This window comes from Pseudomonas sp. URMO17WK12:I12, from assembly GCF_000514395.1.
GTDB lineage: Bacteria > Pseudomonadota > Gammaproteobacteria > Pseudomonadales > Pseudomonadaceae > Aquipseudomonas > Aquipseudomonas mucoides.
Map to the genome: position 1 here is coordinate 43,577 of NZ_AZVV01000017.1, position 15,380 is coordinate 58,956.

The 15,380-nt window shown below is 59.1% G+C and carries 19 protein-coding genes and 1 pseudogene; 6 read left to right on the top strand and 14 right to left on the bottom strand.

Annotation, left to right across the window (positions count from 1 at the left end):
• The first annotated feature begins 78 nt into the window (after window positions 1-78).
• Together D882_RS0123085 and D882_RS0123090 are read left to right on the top strand one after the other, a co-directional pair.
• A complete protein-coding gene (locus D882_RS0123085; protein WP_371258960.1) occupies window positions 79-750 on the top strand; it encodes a histidine phosphatase family protein in 672 nt (223 codons plus the stop codon).
• A 91-nt stretch (window positions 751-841) separates the two neighbouring features.
• The gene (locus D882_RS0123090) at window positions 842-1,897 is read left to right on the top strand and encodes a permease (protein WP_027925428.1); all 1,056 of its coding nucleotides are present in this window, start codon (window positions 842-844) and stop codon (window positions 1,895-1,897) included.
• Between the two features lie 125 nt (window positions 1,898-2,022).
• Here the strand turns inward: D882_RS0123090 and mnmH are convergent, their stop codons facing one another.
• From mnmH to D882_RS0123115, 5 genes are all read right to left on the bottom strand, one after another.
• The gene (gene mnmH / locus D882_RS0123095; protein WP_027925429.1) at window positions 2,023-3,126 is read right to left on the bottom strand and encodes a tRNA 2-selenouridine(34) synthase MnmH; all 1,104 of its coding nucleotides are present in this window, start codon (window positions 3,124-3,126) and stop codon (window positions 2,023-2,025) included.
• Window positions 3,126-4,160: a selenide, water dikinase SelD gene (gene selD / locus D882_RS0123100; protein ID WP_027925430.1), complete on the bottom strand. Its 1,035-nt coding sequence runs from the start codon at window positions 4,158-4,160 to the stop codon at window positions 3,126-3,128. The genes mnmH and selD overlap by 1 nt, the downstream gene beginning before the upstream one ends.
• Window positions 4,161-4,370: 210 nt before the next feature.
• Window positions 4,371-5,327: a zinc-binding alcohol dehydrogenase family protein gene (locus D882_RS0123105; protein WP_027925431.1), complete on the bottom strand. Its 957-nt coding sequence runs from the start codon at window positions 5,325-5,327 to the stop codon at window positions 4,371-4,373.
• 28 nt (window positions 5,328-5,355) lie between these two features.
• Window positions 5,356-5,529, bottom strand: a complete 174-nt coding sequence (locus D882_RS1000000132260; RefSeq protein WP_081744004.1) for a DUF1427 family protein — start codon at window positions 5,527-5,529, stop codon at window positions 5,356-5,358.
• A 107-nt stretch (window positions 5,530-5,636) separates the two neighbouring features.
• On the bottom strand, window positions 5,637-6,416 hold the full coding sequence (locus D882_RS0123115) for a helix-turn-helix domain-containing protein (RefSeq protein WP_027925432.1): 780 nt from the start codon (window positions 6,414-6,416) through the stop codon (window positions 5,637-5,639).
• A gap of 146 nt (window positions 6,417-6,562) precedes the next feature.
• Here D882_RS0123115 and D882_RS0123120 point away from each other — a divergent pair, with 146 nt between their 5' ends.
• On the top strand, window positions 6,563-6,790 hold the full coding sequence (locus D882_RS0123120) for a DUF6555 family protein (protein ID WP_027925433.1): 228 nt from the start codon (window positions 6,563-6,565) through the stop codon (window positions 6,788-6,790).
• A gap of 170 nt (window positions 6,791-6,960) precedes the next feature.
• Here the strand turns inward: D882_RS0123120 and D882_RS1000000132265 are convergent, their stop codons facing one another.
• The 3 genes from D882_RS1000000132265 to D882_RS0123135 form a co-directional block, all read right to left on the bottom strand.
• Window positions 6,961-7,128, bottom strand: coding sequence for a metallothionein (locus D882_RS1000000132265; RefSeq protein ID WP_081744005.1), 168 nt, complete (start codon window positions 7,126-7,128; stop codon window positions 6,961-6,963).
• 72 nt (window positions 7,129-7,200) lie between these two features.
• Window positions 7,201-7,656: a DMT family transporter gene (locus tag D882_RS0123130; protein ID WP_027925435.1), complete on the bottom strand. Its 456-nt coding sequence runs from the start codon at window positions 7,654-7,656 to the stop codon at window positions 7,201-7,203.
• A complete protein-coding gene (locus D882_RS0123135; protein WP_027925436.1) occupies window positions 7,656-8,141 on the bottom strand; it encodes a DMT family transporter in 486 nt (161 codons plus the stop codon). The genes D882_RS0123130 and D882_RS0123135 overlap by 1 nt, the downstream gene beginning before the upstream one ends.
• Window positions 8,142-8,253: 112 nt before the next feature.
• Here D882_RS0123135 and D882_RS0123140 point away from each other — a divergent pair, with 112 nt between their 5' ends.
• Entirely contained in the window at window positions 8,254-9,189 is a 936-nt protein-coding gene (locus D882_RS0123140; protein ID WP_027925437.1) for a LysR family transcriptional regulator, read from the top strand.
• A gap of 24 nt (window positions 9,190-9,213) precedes the next feature.
• Here D882_RS0123140 and D882_RS0123145 read toward each other — a convergent pair whose 3' ends face one another.
• The 3 genes from D882_RS0123145 to D882_RS1000000132270 all read right to left on the bottom strand — a co-directional run bounded on the left by D882_RS0123145 (window position 9,214) and on the right by D882_RS1000000132270 (window position 10,869).
• Window positions 9,214-9,573, bottom strand: coding sequence for a hypothetical protein (locus D882_RS0123145; RefSeq protein ID WP_228759015.1), 360 nt, complete (start codon window positions 9,571-9,573; stop codon window positions 9,214-9,216).
• Between the two features lie 94 nt (window positions 9,574-9,667).
• Window positions 9,668-10,363, bottom strand: coding sequence for a hypothetical protein (locus tag D882_RS0123150; protein WP_027925439.1), 696 nt, complete (start codon window positions 10,361-10,363; stop codon window positions 9,668-9,670).
• On the bottom strand, window positions 10,363-10,869 hold the full coding sequence (locus D882_RS1000000132270; RefSeq protein ID WP_081744006.1) for a PAAR domain-containing protein: 507 nt from the start codon (window positions 10,867-10,869) through the stop codon (window positions 10,363-10,365). The genes D882_RS0123150 and D882_RS1000000132270 overlap by 1 nt, the downstream gene beginning before the upstream one ends.
• A 391-nt stretch (window positions 10,870-11,260) precedes the next feature.
• Here D882_RS1000000132270 and D882_RS1000000132275 point away from each other — a divergent pair, with 391 nt between their 5' ends.
• The gene (locus D882_RS1000000132275; RefSeq protein ID WP_081744007.1) at window positions 11,261-11,497 is read left to right on the top strand and encodes a DUF3077 domain-containing protein; all 237 of its coding nucleotides are present in this window, start codon (window positions 11,261-11,263) and stop codon (window positions 11,495-11,497) included.
• A 56-nt stretch (window positions 11,498-11,553) separates the two neighbouring features.
• Window positions 11,554-11,811 carry a short-chain dehydrogenase gene (locus D882_RS0123165; RefSeq protein ID WP_228759016.1) on the top strand — a complete coding sequence of 86 codons (258 nt, stop codon included), beginning with the start codon at window positions 11,554-11,556 and terminating at the stop codon, window positions 11,809-11,811.
• A 107-nt stretch (window positions 11,812-11,918) separates the two neighbouring features.
• Here D882_RS0123165 and D882_RS1000000133610 read toward each other — a convergent pair whose 3' ends face one another.
• From D882_RS1000000133610 to D882_RS0123175, 3 genes and pseudogenes are all read right to left on the bottom strand, one after another.
• Window positions 11,919-12,740 (bottom strand): methyl-accepting chemotaxis protein, encoded by an 822-nt coding sequence (locus D882_RS1000000133610; protein ID WP_371258961.1) that lies wholly within the window; start codon window positions 12,738-12,740, stop codon window positions 11,919-11,921.
• Between the two features lie 36 nt (window positions 12,741-12,776).
• Window positions 12,777-13,601: pseudogene (locus tag D882_RS1000000133615) on the bottom strand (cache domain-containing protein); the annotation flags it as partial.
• Between the two features lie 195 nt (window positions 13,602-13,796).
• Window positions 13,797-15,113 carry a Na+/H+ antiporter family protein gene (locus D882_RS0123175; RefSeq protein WP_172825985.1) on the bottom strand — a complete coding sequence of 439 codons (1,317 nt, stop codon included), beginning with the start codon at window positions 15,111-15,113 and terminating at the stop codon, window positions 13,797-13,799.
• Window positions 15,114-15,380: the final 267 nt, after the last annotated feature.

Sequence of the window (15,380 nt, forward strand, 5' to 3'; positions counted from 1 at the left end):
AACACCCGAAGCTGGGAGCTGGCGGTGTAAAGGTTTGTCAGCCTTAACTGAATGCGCTGAAGATCCCTTATTCACATGATGAACCTGTCCAGATTCGCTAAACGCTTCAAACACCGTGCGTATATTTTCCTGCCGACGCTGCTGGCGGCGAGCGCATTGTTTTTGTCGCTGGAGTCCAGCGAAAGCCGCGCCCAGCCGGCGGACGGCACCCAGACCCTGGTGTTCCTGCGTCACGCAGAAAAACCCGCTGGCGGTCTGGGCCAGCTCAATTGCCAGGGCCTCAACCGCGCCATCGACCTGGCCACCTTGTTGCCGGAAAAATTCGGCAAGGCCAACTATGTGTTTGCCGCCAACCCGACGCGCAATGTCGAGGAAGGCGAACTGGACAATTCCTACAGCTACATCCGCCCCCTGATGACCATCAGCCCCAGCGCGATCAAGCTCGGCTTGCCGGTGAACATCGAGTTCTCGGCCAACGACACCAGCGATCTGGCGGACGAATTGCTTCACGACAAGTACCACAACGCCATCATCTACACCGCCTGGTCCCACGGCTACCTGCCCGAGTTGATCAACAAGGTCGCTGGAGAGGCGGTCGGCAAGAAACAGAACATCACCGAGGACTGGGAGTCCAGTGACTACGATTCGGTGTACGTACTGACCCTGACCTGGCACAACGGCAAGGCCAGCCTCGTCAGCCACAGTTACAAACAAGGGCTGGATAACGGCTCGCAGACGTGTCCGACCTAAGCGGTCGGCAACTTCCCACACGCAGTGAAGACCACGGCAGACAAGTGGCGGGCTATCATGTACCCAACTCCCCTTTGCCTGGACTCTCTTCATGTCACTTTCTTCCGCAGCTGTCCCCGCCCGGGGTTGGTCGTTCTGGTGGAAACCCGCCCTGTTCGTTCTGGTCGCCTGCATTGGCCTCTATTACGTCAAGTGGTCGCCCTACTACCTGAAAGCCTTCATCGCCGCTGACAACCACAGCATCGGCGCCTCCATCCTCAACGACGAACAAACCGCCCCGCTGGCCGCTGCCCTGACGTATGCCAAGGTGTATTTCCTGGCGATCTGGAAAGCCGCCGTACTGGCGGTGATTCTGGGCTCCCTGCTGCAAGTGTTGATTCCACGGGACTGGCTGCTGCGCCTGTTCGGACGCGCCAGCTTCGCGTCGACCTTGCGCGGCGGCCTGTTCGCCCTGCCGGGGATGATGTGCTCGTGCTGCGCCGCGCCAGTGGCCGCGAGCATGCGTCGCTCAAACGTCTCGGTCGGCGCGGCGCTGGCCTTCTGGATCGGCAACCCGGTGCTCAACCCGGCAACCCTGGTGTTCATGGGGTTCGTGCTGGGTTGGGGGTTCACCGCGTTGCGCCTGGTCGCGGGGATTGTGCTGGTGTTCGGGGTGTCGATGGTCGCTCAGCGCATCAGCGGTCCGGAAACACTGCCTGAAGCGGCTGTCGAGGCGGTCGCCGAAGTCAGTGAAAAGGACACGCAACCGTTCCTGACGCGCTGGGGTAAAACCCTGTGGCAATTGTTCTGGAGCACCATTCCGATCTACATCCTGGCGGTCATGGTGCTGGGCGCGGTGCGGGTCTGGGTGTTTCCGCATATTGATGGGGCCATGGCCAACGGCCTGCTCTGGCTGGTGCCGCTGGCGATCATCGGCACGTTGTTTGTGATTCCCACCGCCGCGGAAATCCCGATCGTGCAAACCATGATGACCCTGGGCATGGGCACCGCTCCAGCCGTGGCGTTGCTGATGACACTGCCGAGCATCAGCCTGCCGTCGCTGCTGATGCTGCGCAAGGATTTCGATGCGCGGGTACTGGTGAGTGTGGCGCTGATGACCATGGGGGTCGGGGTGGTTAGCGGGTTGATCGGGGCTGCTTTGCTCTAAGATCTTTGGTGCCTGAAAGGGCCCTATCGCGAGCAAGCTCGCTCCCACATTTTGACCGTGTTTGATAAACATCTCGGTCTAATGTGGGAGCGAGCTTGCTCGCGATGGGGCCGGCCAAAACGACCTTAATGTTGCGGGTTCACCCGCTCCCGCAGGTACTCAAGAACCGCCGCCTTCTCTCCCGCAAACTCAATCCGCACGCCTTTCTTCTCCCGCTGAAACGCATACATCGGGTCGTAATATTCACTCAGCAACCCTTCGATCCAGCCCCGGTGCAGGTCCACCGCGCCGCTTCGGCCCTGCTCCGCCAAGGCCTCCTCCATCAACACCAACATCCGCCGATGGCGTTCGCCACCCAGGCGTTTCTGCACGTTGTTGAGGCTTTCCAGCAAGCGCTCGGAAAACCGCGCAAACCCCTCATCGCCATGCACACCAATGAATTCGGCACACAGGTCCACCACGTAGTCGCGCAAAATCCGCTCGACGCGCCCTTCAAGGCTGTCTTCCAGCCAGACCATCGGAAACTGCTGCATGCCCTGATACAGCGGCAACGGCAAAGCGCAACTGCCGACCGCCCGGCTCTCGTCTTCCAGCACAAACTGCTCGATACCATGGGCGCGCTTTTTCAGCACATCCACCGCCAGACGGTTCTCGAAATCAATGTTGGACGGCTGCCCGGTCGCGCGCTTGCCGAAGCTGGAGCCGCGATGGTTGGCGTGGCCTTCAAGGTCCAGTCCATTGCTCAACTGCGTCAGCACCTCAGTCTTGCCGGTGCCGGTCATGCCGCCCAGCAAGACGAAATCGCATTGGGCAACGGCCTGATCGAGGGTGTCGAGCAAGAAGGTGCGCATCGCCTTGTAGCCGCCACCGACCCGTGGATAGTCAATGCCGGCCTCGTCCTTGAGCCACTGCTGGACGATCTGCGAGCGCAAACCGCCGCGAAAACAATACAGATACCCCTCGGGGTGCGCCCGGGCGAAATCGGCCCAGGCCTGGATGCGCTCAGCCTTGATCTCGCCGGACACCAGTTGATGCCCCAACGTGATGGCCGCCTGCTGCCCGTGTTGCTTGTAGCAAGTGCCGATGCGTTGGCGCTCGTTGTCATTCATCAGCGGCAGGTTGACCACGCCGGGGAATGAACCCTTGATGAACTCCACCGGCGCGCGCGCATCCATCATCGGCCGGTCGTTAAGAAAGATCTCGCGGTAATCGGTGAAGTCGATCGACATCAAAACACCTCAACCGCGTGCGTCTGTCGCTCAACCAGTTCACCGATCGGTTCCAGGTTCAGGCCCAGTTCGGCCGCCACCGCGAGGAACCGTTCATTGCCTTCGGGCGTGACCGCAATCAGCAGGCCACCGCTGGTCTGCGGATCGCACAGCACGCGTTTGTGCAGTTCCTGGAGTCGTCCCAGTTTGCTGGCGTAACTGTCGAAATTGCGCAATGTCCCGCCCGGCACGCAGCCTTGCTCGAGGTAATACTCGACACCCGGCAGACGCGGCACGCGGTTGTATTCAATGCGGGCGGTCAGTTGGCTGCCGTCGGCCATTTCCACCAGGTGCCCCAGCAGACCAAACCCGGTGACGTCAGTCATCGCGGTCACGCCGTCGAGCTTGCCGAAACGGCTGCCGGGTTTGTTCAGGGTGCACATCCAGTCGCGGGCCAGACCGATGTCGGCGGTGCGCAACTTGCCCTTCTTCTCGGCGGTGGTAAGGATGCCGATGCCCAGCGGCTTGGTCAGGTAGAGCAGGCAGCCGGCGGTGGCCGTGTCATTGCGCTTCATGTGGCGCTTTTCCACCAGCCCGGTCACAGCCAAGCCAAAGATCGGCTCCGGTGCATCGATGGAGTGCCCACCAGCCAGCGGAATCCCGGCCTCGTCGCAGACCGAGCGGCCGCCGCGAATCACTTCCCGGGCAATCTCCGGCGCCAGCACATTCACCGGCCAGCCGAGGATCGCAATCGCCATCAGCGGATCGCCGCCCATGGCGTAGATGTCGCTGATGGCATTGGTGGCGGCGATGCGGCCGAAGTCGAACGGGTCGTCGACGATGGGCATGAAGAAATCCGTGGTCGAGACGACCCCGCGTTCTTCATCAATGGCGTACACCGCCGCGTCATCGCGCGACGCATTGCCGACCCAGAGTTTGGGGTCGAGGTTCTGCGCCCCGCTGCCGGCCAGAATCACTTCCAGAACCTGGGGCGAGATTTTGCAACCGCATCCTGCGCCGTGGCTGTATTGGGTCAGACGAATCGGCTCGCTCATGGGGTGCACCTTGTGGGATCAATGCGGCCGATTCTAGCAGAGCATGGCCGGAGCAAGGCGCGAGCATCGCAGGTACTGATAGACAGCCATCGCGAACAGGCTCACTCCTGCATTTGATCTTCAGTGAACACAAATCCAGTGTTCGACACAGATCCGTTGTAGGAATGAGCCTGCTCGCGAAGAGGCCGGCACAACCCGCATCAGTGCCGGTTATGGCAACAGAATCACCTTGTCACCGCTGCCCTGATTCACTTCCGCATACCGCTCCAGCCCTTCCGCCAGCGGTGATTCAAACAAGCCCTCGGGCAATGGCAACAAATCCTGATCAAAGAACTGACCGAATTGATCAAGCATTGCCGCGCACGCCTGAACCCCATACAGCAACGAGTTGATCCCCACCACCGAACCGCCCTTGCGATACAGCGCCAGGGCCGGCAGTTGCACCATGCCGTCCACCGGCGCGGCGATGATGGCGATGCGGCCGAAGGTTGCCAGGGCCGCAACCGAGGCCGGCAGCCAGAACCCGGTGGTGTCGAAAATCACGTCGGCGCCGCCGCGATACACGGCGTTCACCTGGGCGCCCAAGTCCTCCGGCTTATCCAGTTGCAGCGTCTGATAACCCTGAGCCTGCAATTCCTTGACCTGCTCCGGTCGCCGCGCCGCCGCCAGCACCTGGGCGCCGCGTACCTTGGCCAGCGCCAACGCCGCGCTGCCCACCGCCCCGCCACCGATCACTAACAAGCGCGTTTGCGCCGTCACCAGGCTGCGCTCCAACGCATCCCACGCCGTGGTGTAGGGCACGCCGAGGCTGGCGGCCTGGGCAAAACTCAGGTGGGTCGGTTTGAGCGCCACGCCGTTGGCCGGCAGCTTGACGAATTGCGCATGGGAGCCGTCGGCAAAGAACCCCAGTTCACGCCCGGTGCCCCAGACTGCCTGGCCGATCAGCGCCTGCGGGCCTTCAACCACGACACCGGCAAAATCCCGACCGGGAATCCGTGGCAGCGTGGTGTAGGGGAAACGTCCCAGCACGTTCTTCACGTCGCTGGGGTTGAGGCCGGCGGCCTTGATCTGCACCAGTACTTCATCGGCGCCGGGAACGGGCGTCGGCACGTCAACGTAGCGCAAGGCCGAGAGGTCGCCGGTTTTGTCGAACTGCAATGCTTTCATGAGCGTTTCCATGGAGTAAATGAACGGTTCAGGAGATCCAGCCAGCGACCAGTTGCCGGCCCATGGGCCACAACTTTTCACCGGCCAGCATGCCGAGCAGCCCGACCAGCGCGATGGCCGGTGGTGCGGGGGAACGAAAGTCCAGCGCGCCGTAGAGCAAACCGACGCCCAGACCGATGACCAGCGAGATGAGGTAGCTCATGGCGGACTCCGGGGGCAATGAAGACAGGCCCAAAGTCTAGTGCGAGGTGACAGCGGGCACCGGCCAAGTGCTTCTGAATTTCGGCCAAAGCACCCATATCCCAGCTGCTACAAGGTTTGGATATGGCTGGAAAATTGTGAAGGCGCGATGCCCAGTTCCCGGCGGAACATGTCGCTGAAGCTGCTCGGTGAATAGCCCAGCTCGCGGGCGATTGCGCTGACCGACACGCCCTGAATCAGCTCGGCCACCGCCGTCGCCAGTTGCACCTGTCGTCGCCATTCGGCGAAGCCCATGCCCAGCCCCTCCTTGAACAACCGCGCCAGGGTGCGCACGCTGGCACCGGCGTTTTCAGCGTGTTGTTCGAACGGGATGTCCAGCGAAGGCGCGGCCATGACCGCCTGACAGAGGTTCATCAGGCGCCGGTCGGAATCATCCGGCAACGGGATTTTCAACAGAGAGCGCCTGGCTCGTCTAAGCTCCAACAGCGCCAGGCCGACCAGTGCTTCGTAATACTCGGGCGCACCATCGTTACCCTGTTCGACCAAGCCGACGATCAATTCACGCAGCAAGCCGCCGACTTCGATGACCTGGACCGTGTTGTCCAGCGTGGCGGCCAGGGACGGCCGCAGGTAGATGTTGCGCATCTGCAAGTCCGACACCACACGAATCCCGTGAGGCATGCCCGGCGGTAGCCATACCGCCCGCTGCGGCGGCACCACCAGCGCCTCATGGGGCGTTTCAACCCACATTACCCCGCTCATCGCATACAGCAATTGGCCCCAGACATGCTCGTGCGGCTCGATATACAGGCCGCGCGGATAAGTGCGCGCCAGCGGTTGCACGGGCACATCGGTGTCACTCAGGTCAGGGGGCGCGGCAAGGGCCATGGGGCAGCAATCATTGAGGTTTTCAGGTCTTGCATGGTAACCAGCCCGAGGCCTTGTCGCCACTGGCTGCCACCGTCTGACAATAAGACTGAATTTTCCGTAACCCCAATGATCCTTCTATTACCACAGGGAGGAATACGGGCTTTATGAACAACGCAAAACTATTCGTCATTGAATACACCCTTCATGGCGTCCCCAAGTCATTCATCATCCGCCTGGACAAGATGGACAACGCGGAAGCTTGGCATTGGGCAAGCTGCGACGCCGGAGTGGGCAGGATCCCGCGATTCGGCCGAGAGAAGGTGCAAAAGACCAGCAAACCGATGGCGGAGAAATTCGGGGTCGAGAATGTGAAGTGGCGGCCGGCGAGTTAATGAAGTGGGGGGCGATCAAGCGACTGGAACCTTGTGGGAGTGAGCTTGCTCGCGATGGCGTCGGCACTTTCAACAGGTAAGTGACTGACAGTCCGCTATCGCGAGCAAGCTCGCTCCCACATTGATTCGGGTTGATTGGCCTTCCCGATCAGGCTCCACTTTTTTATGCACTACTTCTCGTGAGCACACTTGCAGCCCTTGCTGGAGCATTCTTCGCCGTGCTCATGGTGCTTGGCGCAGGCCTCGCAGCAATAGTGCTTACCGTGGCGCGCTATCGGATGCTCGCCCAGCTTGCACGAGCATTTGGGACAATCGCAGATACTGTCACTGCTGATCATGAGTCAGACTCCATTGGTGTGGTCGTCGGGATGCCGCAGACGCGGCCCGTCTAACCAGTGTAGGAGTTTGTGTCAGGCCTGCCGGGTGCTGCTGCGATACATGAACACCAGCGCCAGCCCCAGGCACACCATTGCCACGATCCGGCTGTTCGACAAATTGATGGCCGGATTGCCCAGCCAGCCGAAATTGTCGATCAGCATGCCCATGCCCAGTTGCCCGACGATCACCGCCACGGTCGCCACCGCTGTGCCGACCCTGGGCACCGCGCCGACCATGACCATCATGTACACCACGCCGAACAGCGCGCCACTGAGCTGCCATTTCGGCACGTCCAGCAAACTCAAGGCCTGCGCCGGTTCGAAAAACAGGATCAGCAGACCGGTGACCACCGCGCCCACCACGAAGGTCAGCAAACTGCTGCGCAACACGCCCACCGTTTCGCCCAGACGGCCATTGATCGCCGCCTGCACACTCAGCACCGCACCCGCCGCGACGATCACGGCCAACAAAATAATCAGATTCATCATTAACCCCGAGCGATCAAAACAAGTGCCACGACAATCAGCAGCAACGCCAGCCAGCGTTCACCGTTGACCTTTTTGCGGCTCGTGCCGAACCAGCCGAAGTGATCGATCAGTACGCTTTTGCCGACCTGCCCGCAGAGAATCGCGATCATGGTCATCGCAATGCCGATGTGCGGCGTGGCCAGGGTCAGCACCACCACATAAATCGGCCCGAGAAAGCCGCCGATCAATTGCCAGCGCGGCAAAGTGTTCAACGCCGGGCCTTGTTGCGGGCCGCTGAACAACAGCAGCAAAAACAGAATCGCCGAGCCGACCCCGAAGATGCTCAACGTCGCCCATAAATGCCCAACCTGGACCCCGAGCGGCCCGAGTAACCCCGCCTCCACGGAAAGGCCCATGCCCGCGAGGATCACCAACGGCAACAGCAATAGCCGCAGCCCTGGTTTGGTCGCGGGTGTGACCGCGGTGTCGATTGAAGACGCTTGCATAAAGGAAACCTGCCTGTAGAAACAATGGCCGGCATTATCCGGTGGCAGAGCTTTGCGATAAATGGGAGCATCCTGACAACACTTTTGCGTAATCCGCACAGCAGGATGAACCATGCACGGTCTCAACGAACTCGGGTTCAAGGCGCTTCGGCTGTTTGTCGCTGTGCTCGACCACGGCAGTTTTTCAGAAGTGGCACGGCGCGAGGGTCTGGCGCCCTCTTCGATTTCCCGGCAGATCCAGCTAATGGAACAGGCCCTGAGCCAGCAATTGCTCTACCGCCACACTCGCGCCGTCACGCCCACCGAAGCCGGGCGCATGCTCGGTCATCATGCGCGGCGGGTGCTGGTGCAACTGGAAGAAGCCGAACAAGCCTTGCAGGAACAGCAAAGTGAACCCAGCGGACTGGTGCGGATCAACGCCCCCGTGGTGTTCGGCCAACGACACCTGACGCCGTGGCTGGGGCAATTGTGCGAGCGCTATCCGAAGCTGCAGCTGGATATCCAGCAAACCGACCATTACATCGACCCGCTGCAAGAAGGCGCCGACCTGCTGTTTCGCATCGGCCCGCTGCACGACTCCAGCATGCAGGCACGGATCCTCGCGCCGCACCGCTTTCAAGTCGCCGCCAGCCCGGCCTACCTCGAACGCCACGGCACGCCGCAACGCCCTGAAGACCTCGCGGCGCATCAATGCCTGGCTTACAAAGGCGCGACCGGCCTGCAACGCTGGTTTTTCCGCAAGGATCAGCAGGACTGGACGCCCTACTCGGTCAAAGGGCCGATCACCGGCAACCACGCCGACACCCTGGTGCAAGCGGCGGAGCAAGGGTTGGGGCTGGTGATGTTTCCGTCATGGCTGATTGGTGAAGCAGTGCGCGAAGGCACGCTGGTGCCGGTGCTGGGGGAATTTCAGGTCTCCAACAGCCTGGAGCCGCAACAGATTGCGGTGTTGTGGCCGGGCAGCCGACGATTGTCGGTGAAGGTGCGGACGGTGATTGATTTCTTTGTCGAGTGCTTTGGGCCTGTGCCGTATTGGGACAGGCCGTAGCGACCTGCCCTGCAAGGGATGCAATTACTCCGGCATGGAACGAATGATATCGGCCAAATCATCTTTGGTGATTTCATTGGCCTTTATGGCCGCGGCGACATCTTCCTTGGATAGAGGAAAACGCTTAAACATTTTCTTTAAAGCATCCGCATCAACATTGGACATCCAAAGAGGCGCAACAAAGTTCCCCTTGTACTCGGGCTTCATCGGGACATCTTCATGTGCAATCACGCCCTTATGATTAAAGTAGACAATGTAGCGATCATGCCCTTCAGGGAAGCTTTTGTCGTAGTAAAGAGTTACACCGGTCGGTAACACATAGTAGTTTTCATCGCCTTCAGGACCTTCAATGAGCATTGGCTCTTTAGTTTTGATCATTTTCATACTTTGAGACCTCGATGAATCATTAAAAAAAACACACACCAAAAAGATCACACCAAGTAGCAATATTGCAATTAACCAAAGGCCCGTTTTTTTACTAATAGACATTTTTCTTGTCATAGCGCGCCTCCGTATTCCCCTCTAGCATTGCTTGAACGTCCATGGGCATAAAAATGCCGTCCGCCGTCCTCGACTGAGTTTTGGATGCTATTTTCTTCTCCCATGAAAGCCCTCTCAAATCCATATACTTGGAAGGTTCAGATACGATTTTCTTACCTGTTACTTTTGCCCCTTCCAGTGAAACTGTCGTGCAATTGTTAGTCGTTGGTAGATAGGAGCCGGGTAGCAAATACCGCACGTAGTTATCAGTTGTTTTTTTGATCTTTATTTTTGTTGACAGCAACTGATCATAATGAGCAATTACGGCTTCTGCTTTGGAGTTCTCCAAAAAATAGACGAAACCTGTAGTTGTCCGACCAAGGCTCTTCTCTGAAGCCACATAAGCCTTGAAATTGGACCATACGTTTAAAATGGCCTCGCCTTCACTATCGAAAGGCCCCCAGACGTCTCCGTACCGGCCAAAATCATAGGTGATATTTTTGTTACTCACCACAACATGAATTGCCGCATGTCCGAAGGGTTGATCAACTCCATTATGTGTATATGGACCACCGATCAGAATCTCCATATAAGCGCCAGACACTACCAAGGTATTTGTTTTTGTGGTTTTACCTGAGGCTCCCGTGTTTTTCGCAGCCTGCTTTGTACCAGATGTCTTCGTAGGCTGAACCATTAAAGATGTTCCGTATCTTCAAGTTTTGGAAATTTAATGCTGCAACTTCCGCGAGGAACATTTGCAACATGCACAAACCCTTCACCATCAAGAACACCAGTGACCACGACACCATCAGAAAGTGTCAACACATACTCTTCATGGGGAATCGGCTCTTCTTTTTCATTGAGCAGTTGAAACTCAACAAAGGTTCTTTCTTTCAGAAACTCAGAGAAAAAACTACTGGTACTACTGGAGCCAGCGTTACCAACAAATGTATCGGGGGAGCCGGCTGTGATTGTGGCCCCGCATGCCGTTTTCGACCCAACATGTGCCACTTCTTTCCCAAGGCCAAAAACGTGGGGAGCACCCGTTGTTATGGGATTGCTGCCGTGTATGGGGCATGAGTAGGTGTCGCCTACCAAGGCGATAGGTAGGGAATTGACAAAAATAGGGCTTGATCCGGTGGTAATTGCTCCGCCGTGACTGCCTGGATCTCCAAGTCTCGCTACTGGCTTTCCTGCCATGAATTCTCTCCTTTGAACATCGAGAAGCGCGAATAGTACATGATCCTGATCCAGTATTTCGCGCCGCTATCGGTTCCGGAAAATACCGACAAGCAAAGCGGCTGTTTCCGACCTACCTCCGGTTGACTGCCCTGGCCCCACTCCCTATCCTCGCACCTGTCACGACTCATTCGTGATCGGGTTTGACGGCCTGACATTCTTACGACGCGCATAGCCTTCCTTTGCTCGAGCACCTCTGTGCCCGCTCATTGCATATGGCGACTGTGCGTGGGGCACTTTCGGGTGCGCCGGGTTCGTGAGACCGGTCCGTCAACCCGCGCACAGTTGCCACCCTAATTCGTTTGACGGCGTTTTCGTGGCAGCTCTTCTGAACTTTCACGGAGCTTCACCTATGACGAATCCAACTACAAAATTTACCCCTTTCGCCCCCTGCGATCACGTCGACCACCACCTGTTCGCCGTTCAACCCGGCATCCCGCTACTCGACGCCCTTGAACACGCTTCGGTCTATCTCAGTTGCGCAGAAGCTCTCGCCCATCAAGCCCCTACCGCCACACGGCCGGAACATGGCGCTTCGCTACGCTGGGCCAGCCAGCAAATGCTCGGCACCGCACGCTCATTGGTTTAAGCCTCCATCGACGGCATGCACGCGGCAAAATCAGAAGGTGATGCATGAACCCGCATATGCCGATGACCAACAACGAGAGTGATGTTCCGGTTTTACTTGTTTCCACTCAGGCACCGCTGGATGTCTTGCACAGCAATGCCGCCTCACGATTTCTGACTGTGACGCAGATGATGGAAAGCTTGGCGAGTCTGGACATAACCCGGGCCAAAGGGGCTGATGTGCAGCAATTGGCGAAGGCTGCGGCGATGTTGTTGCGCGATGGTTGTGATGTGATGGATGCCTTGGGACGACAGATTCGGGCTGCGGTGGTTTAACCTCGTGGGAGCGAGCGTGCTCGCGATGAGGGCGGCACATCCAACATTGATGTTGGCTGACACTCCGCTATCGCGAGCAAGCTCCCTCCCACAGGTTATATGTGGTGTCAGATACGGAACTGGCCGACCAGTTTGCCCAGGCGCTGGCCGAGGTCTGCCAGGCTGCGTGAAGTCTGCGCGCCGAGCTGGGTTTCATCCGCCACGTTGTCCACGGCCACCGCAATCTGATGCACGCTGCGGTTGATCTCTTCGGCCACCGCCGTCTGCTCTTCCGCAGCGCTGGCGATCTGCGCGTTCATCGAGTTGATGGTGCCGATCAACTGCGCCATGGTGTCCAGCGAGGCGCCCGCCTCGTTGGCCTGGGCGGACGTGCCGTCACCGGCTTCGCTGGAACGGCGCATGGCTTCCACCGCCGATTGGGTGCCAGCCTGCAAGCGGTCGATCATGCTCTGGATTTCCTGGGTGCTGATCTGCGTACGACTGGCCAGCGCCCGCACTTCATCAGCCACCACCGCAAAACCACGGCCGGCTTCACCGGCGCGCGCTGCTTCGATGGCAGCGTTGAGCGCCAACAGGTTGGTCTGATCGGCAATCGAACGGATCACCCCAAGGACGCTGACAATCGACGACACGTCTTTTTGCAGGCTGTCCAGGGACACGCCGCTGCTGCGGATGTCGTCCACCAGTGCATGAATCTTGACGATGCTGCCCGCCACCACGCGCTTGGCCGCCTGACCTTCTTCGTCGGTCTGCTGCGCCGCCACTGCCGCGTTTTGTGCACTTTTCGCCACTTCCTGCGCCGCCGCCGACATTTCGTTGATCGCCGTGGCGACCTGATCGGTCTCGTGACGCTGACGCTCCATGGCCTGGTCCGAGCGCTGGGCCTGATCGGACACCTGATTCACCAGCCCGGTCAGTTGCGTGGTCATTTCGGTGATCTGGCGCACCAGGCTGTGGATCTTGTCAACAAAGCGGTTGAACGAGCCGGCCAGTTCACCGAGTTCGTCCTGGCTGGTGATGGTCAGGCGACGGGTCAGGTCACCCTCGCCTGCCGCGATGTCATCGAGGTTGGCTTTCATCATGTTCAGCGGGCGCAGGATGGTGTTGGCCAGTAGCAGGCCGACGGCCGCGATCACCAACAGCACCACCACGGCAATCCCGACGATGCTCAGCAGCACGCCTTCCATGCGCTCCTGAACCTTGGCTTCCACCAGCGCGACTTGCGCTTCGATGCCGTCAAGGTTGACCGACGTACCCACCGCCATGTCCCACTTCGACAGGTATTCGGTGTAGCCCAGTTTAGGCACCAGCACTTGGGTGTTGCCGGGCAGTGGCGAGCTGTATTGCAGGTAGTGCGTCCCGTCCTTGGCAACTTTCACCAGGTCGCGGTTGACGTAGACACCGTTCGGATCGCGGTTGTCCTTGAAGCTCTGGCCCACGCCTTCGGGGCTGTTGGCCTTGAACAGGCGAACCGTATTGGAGTCGTAGCCGAAGAAGTAGCCTTCCTTGCCGTAGGTGATACTCGACAGCAACTTGATCACCTGCGCCCGCGCGGCGTCATCGCCGGGGGCGGCGGCGTCGTAGAGCGGCTTGATGGTGGTCATGGCCACGGCCACGTAGCTTTGCAGGGTGGCCTTGGCGTCGTTGAGCAGGCGCTGGCGCGTTTCCTCGACTTCCTTGTGCGCCTGTTCCTGAAGCACGAACAGTGTGGTCAGGCTGATAACCAGGGCAAAGAGCAACACCGGGAGAACGGCAAGGGACAGGACTTTAGCCTTCAGGCTCATGCGCATGACGGTTCACTCTTTTGGTTTTGTTGGCGTGGTTAAAAGCTTTAACGGCACGCCGGGCCAAAAGTTGAGCTACCGGGGCAATGAGGTCCCTGGTAGGAGTGAGCCTGCTCGCGATGACGGCAGCACATCCAACATCTATGTGACAGACATACCGCTATCGCGAGCAGGCTCACTCCTACAGTTGATCGGTGGTGTTTACAAAACCATCGCCGCCACCCAACCAAACGCCAGCAGCGGCAGGTTGTAGTGCAGGAACGTCGGGACCACGGTGTCCCAGATGTGGTGGTGCTGGCCGTCGATGTTCAAGCCCGAGGTCGGGCCCAGCGTCGAGTCCGAGGCTGGCGAGCCGGCATCACCCAAGGCGCCGGCCGTGCCAACGATGCAGACGATGGCCAGCGGGCTGAACCCCAGCTGCACACACAACGGCACGAAAATCGCTGCCAGGATCGGCACGGTGGAGAACGACGAACCGATGCCCATGGTCACCAGCAAGCCCACCAGCAACATCAGCAACGCGCCGATGCCCTTGCTGTGGTTGATCCACGAGGCCGAAGATTCCACCAGCGTCTGCACCTGGCCGGTGGCTTTCATCACTTCGGCAAAGCCTGATGCGGCGATCATGATGAAGCCGATCATCGCCATCATCTTCATGCCTTCGGTGAATAAATCGTCGGTTTCACGCCACTTAACAATGCCGGAGACCGAGAAGATCAGGAACCCGGCCAGGGCGCCGATGATCATCGAGTCCAGCAGTAACTGGATAATGAAGGCCGCCACGATGGCCACGCCGGCCACCATCAGGCTCAGCGGGTTGTACTGCACCGCGACCTGTTCGACTTGCTCGATTTTTGCCAGGTCGTAGACACGTTTCTTGCGGTAGCTGAAAAACGCCACTGCCAGGCCGAACACCATGCCCAGCGCCGGGATGCCCATGGCGTGGGTGACGTTGATGCCGCTGATGTCCACACCGCTGCGGGCGACGTTGGCCAGCAGAATCTCGTTGAGGAAGATGTTGCCGAACCCCACCGGCAGGAACATGTACGGGGTGATCAAACCAAAGGTCATCACGCAGGCAATCAACCGGCGATCCAGTTGCAGCTTGGTCAGCACGTATAAAAGCGGCGGCACCAGCAGCGGGATAAAGGCGATATGTATCGGCAGAATGTTCTGCGAAGCGATGGCCACTACCCACAGCAAACCGATCAGCAGCCACTTGACCTGACCGCCGCCGCTGGCGTGCTGCCGATCGACCATCGCCAGGGCCTTGTCCGCCAGGGCATGGGCCATGCCGGACTTGGCAATCGCCACGGCGAACGCGCCGAGCAAGGCATAGGACAACGCCACCGTCGCCCCGCCGCCGAGGCCGCTGTTGAAGGCCTTGAGCGTGGCGTCGATGCCCAGGCCACCGGTCAGGCCACCCACCAGCGCACCGACAATCAGCGCGATCACTACGTGCACACGGGACAGGCTGAGGATCAGCATGATGCCGACCGCGGCGATTACAGCATTAATCATCGTTACCTCAAGGCAAGCGAAATGAGCTCAGCCGGCAGTCTGCGAAGAGCCGCCAGCGGATTAAGTAATGGGTTTTATTAGAGGGCGCGCACTGTGCCGCAGCACCGGCGCCTTGTCAAAGTGAACACCATCCCCGTAGCAAATTTTGTTTCGTGTCTTATTTGAGCGCATGGATAAAGAAAGCCGGATCACGGCCGTTACAGTGCAAAGTCTCAGATATTTATCGAATAAAGGACGTCTCCATGTCACTCAGACAACTTTCCA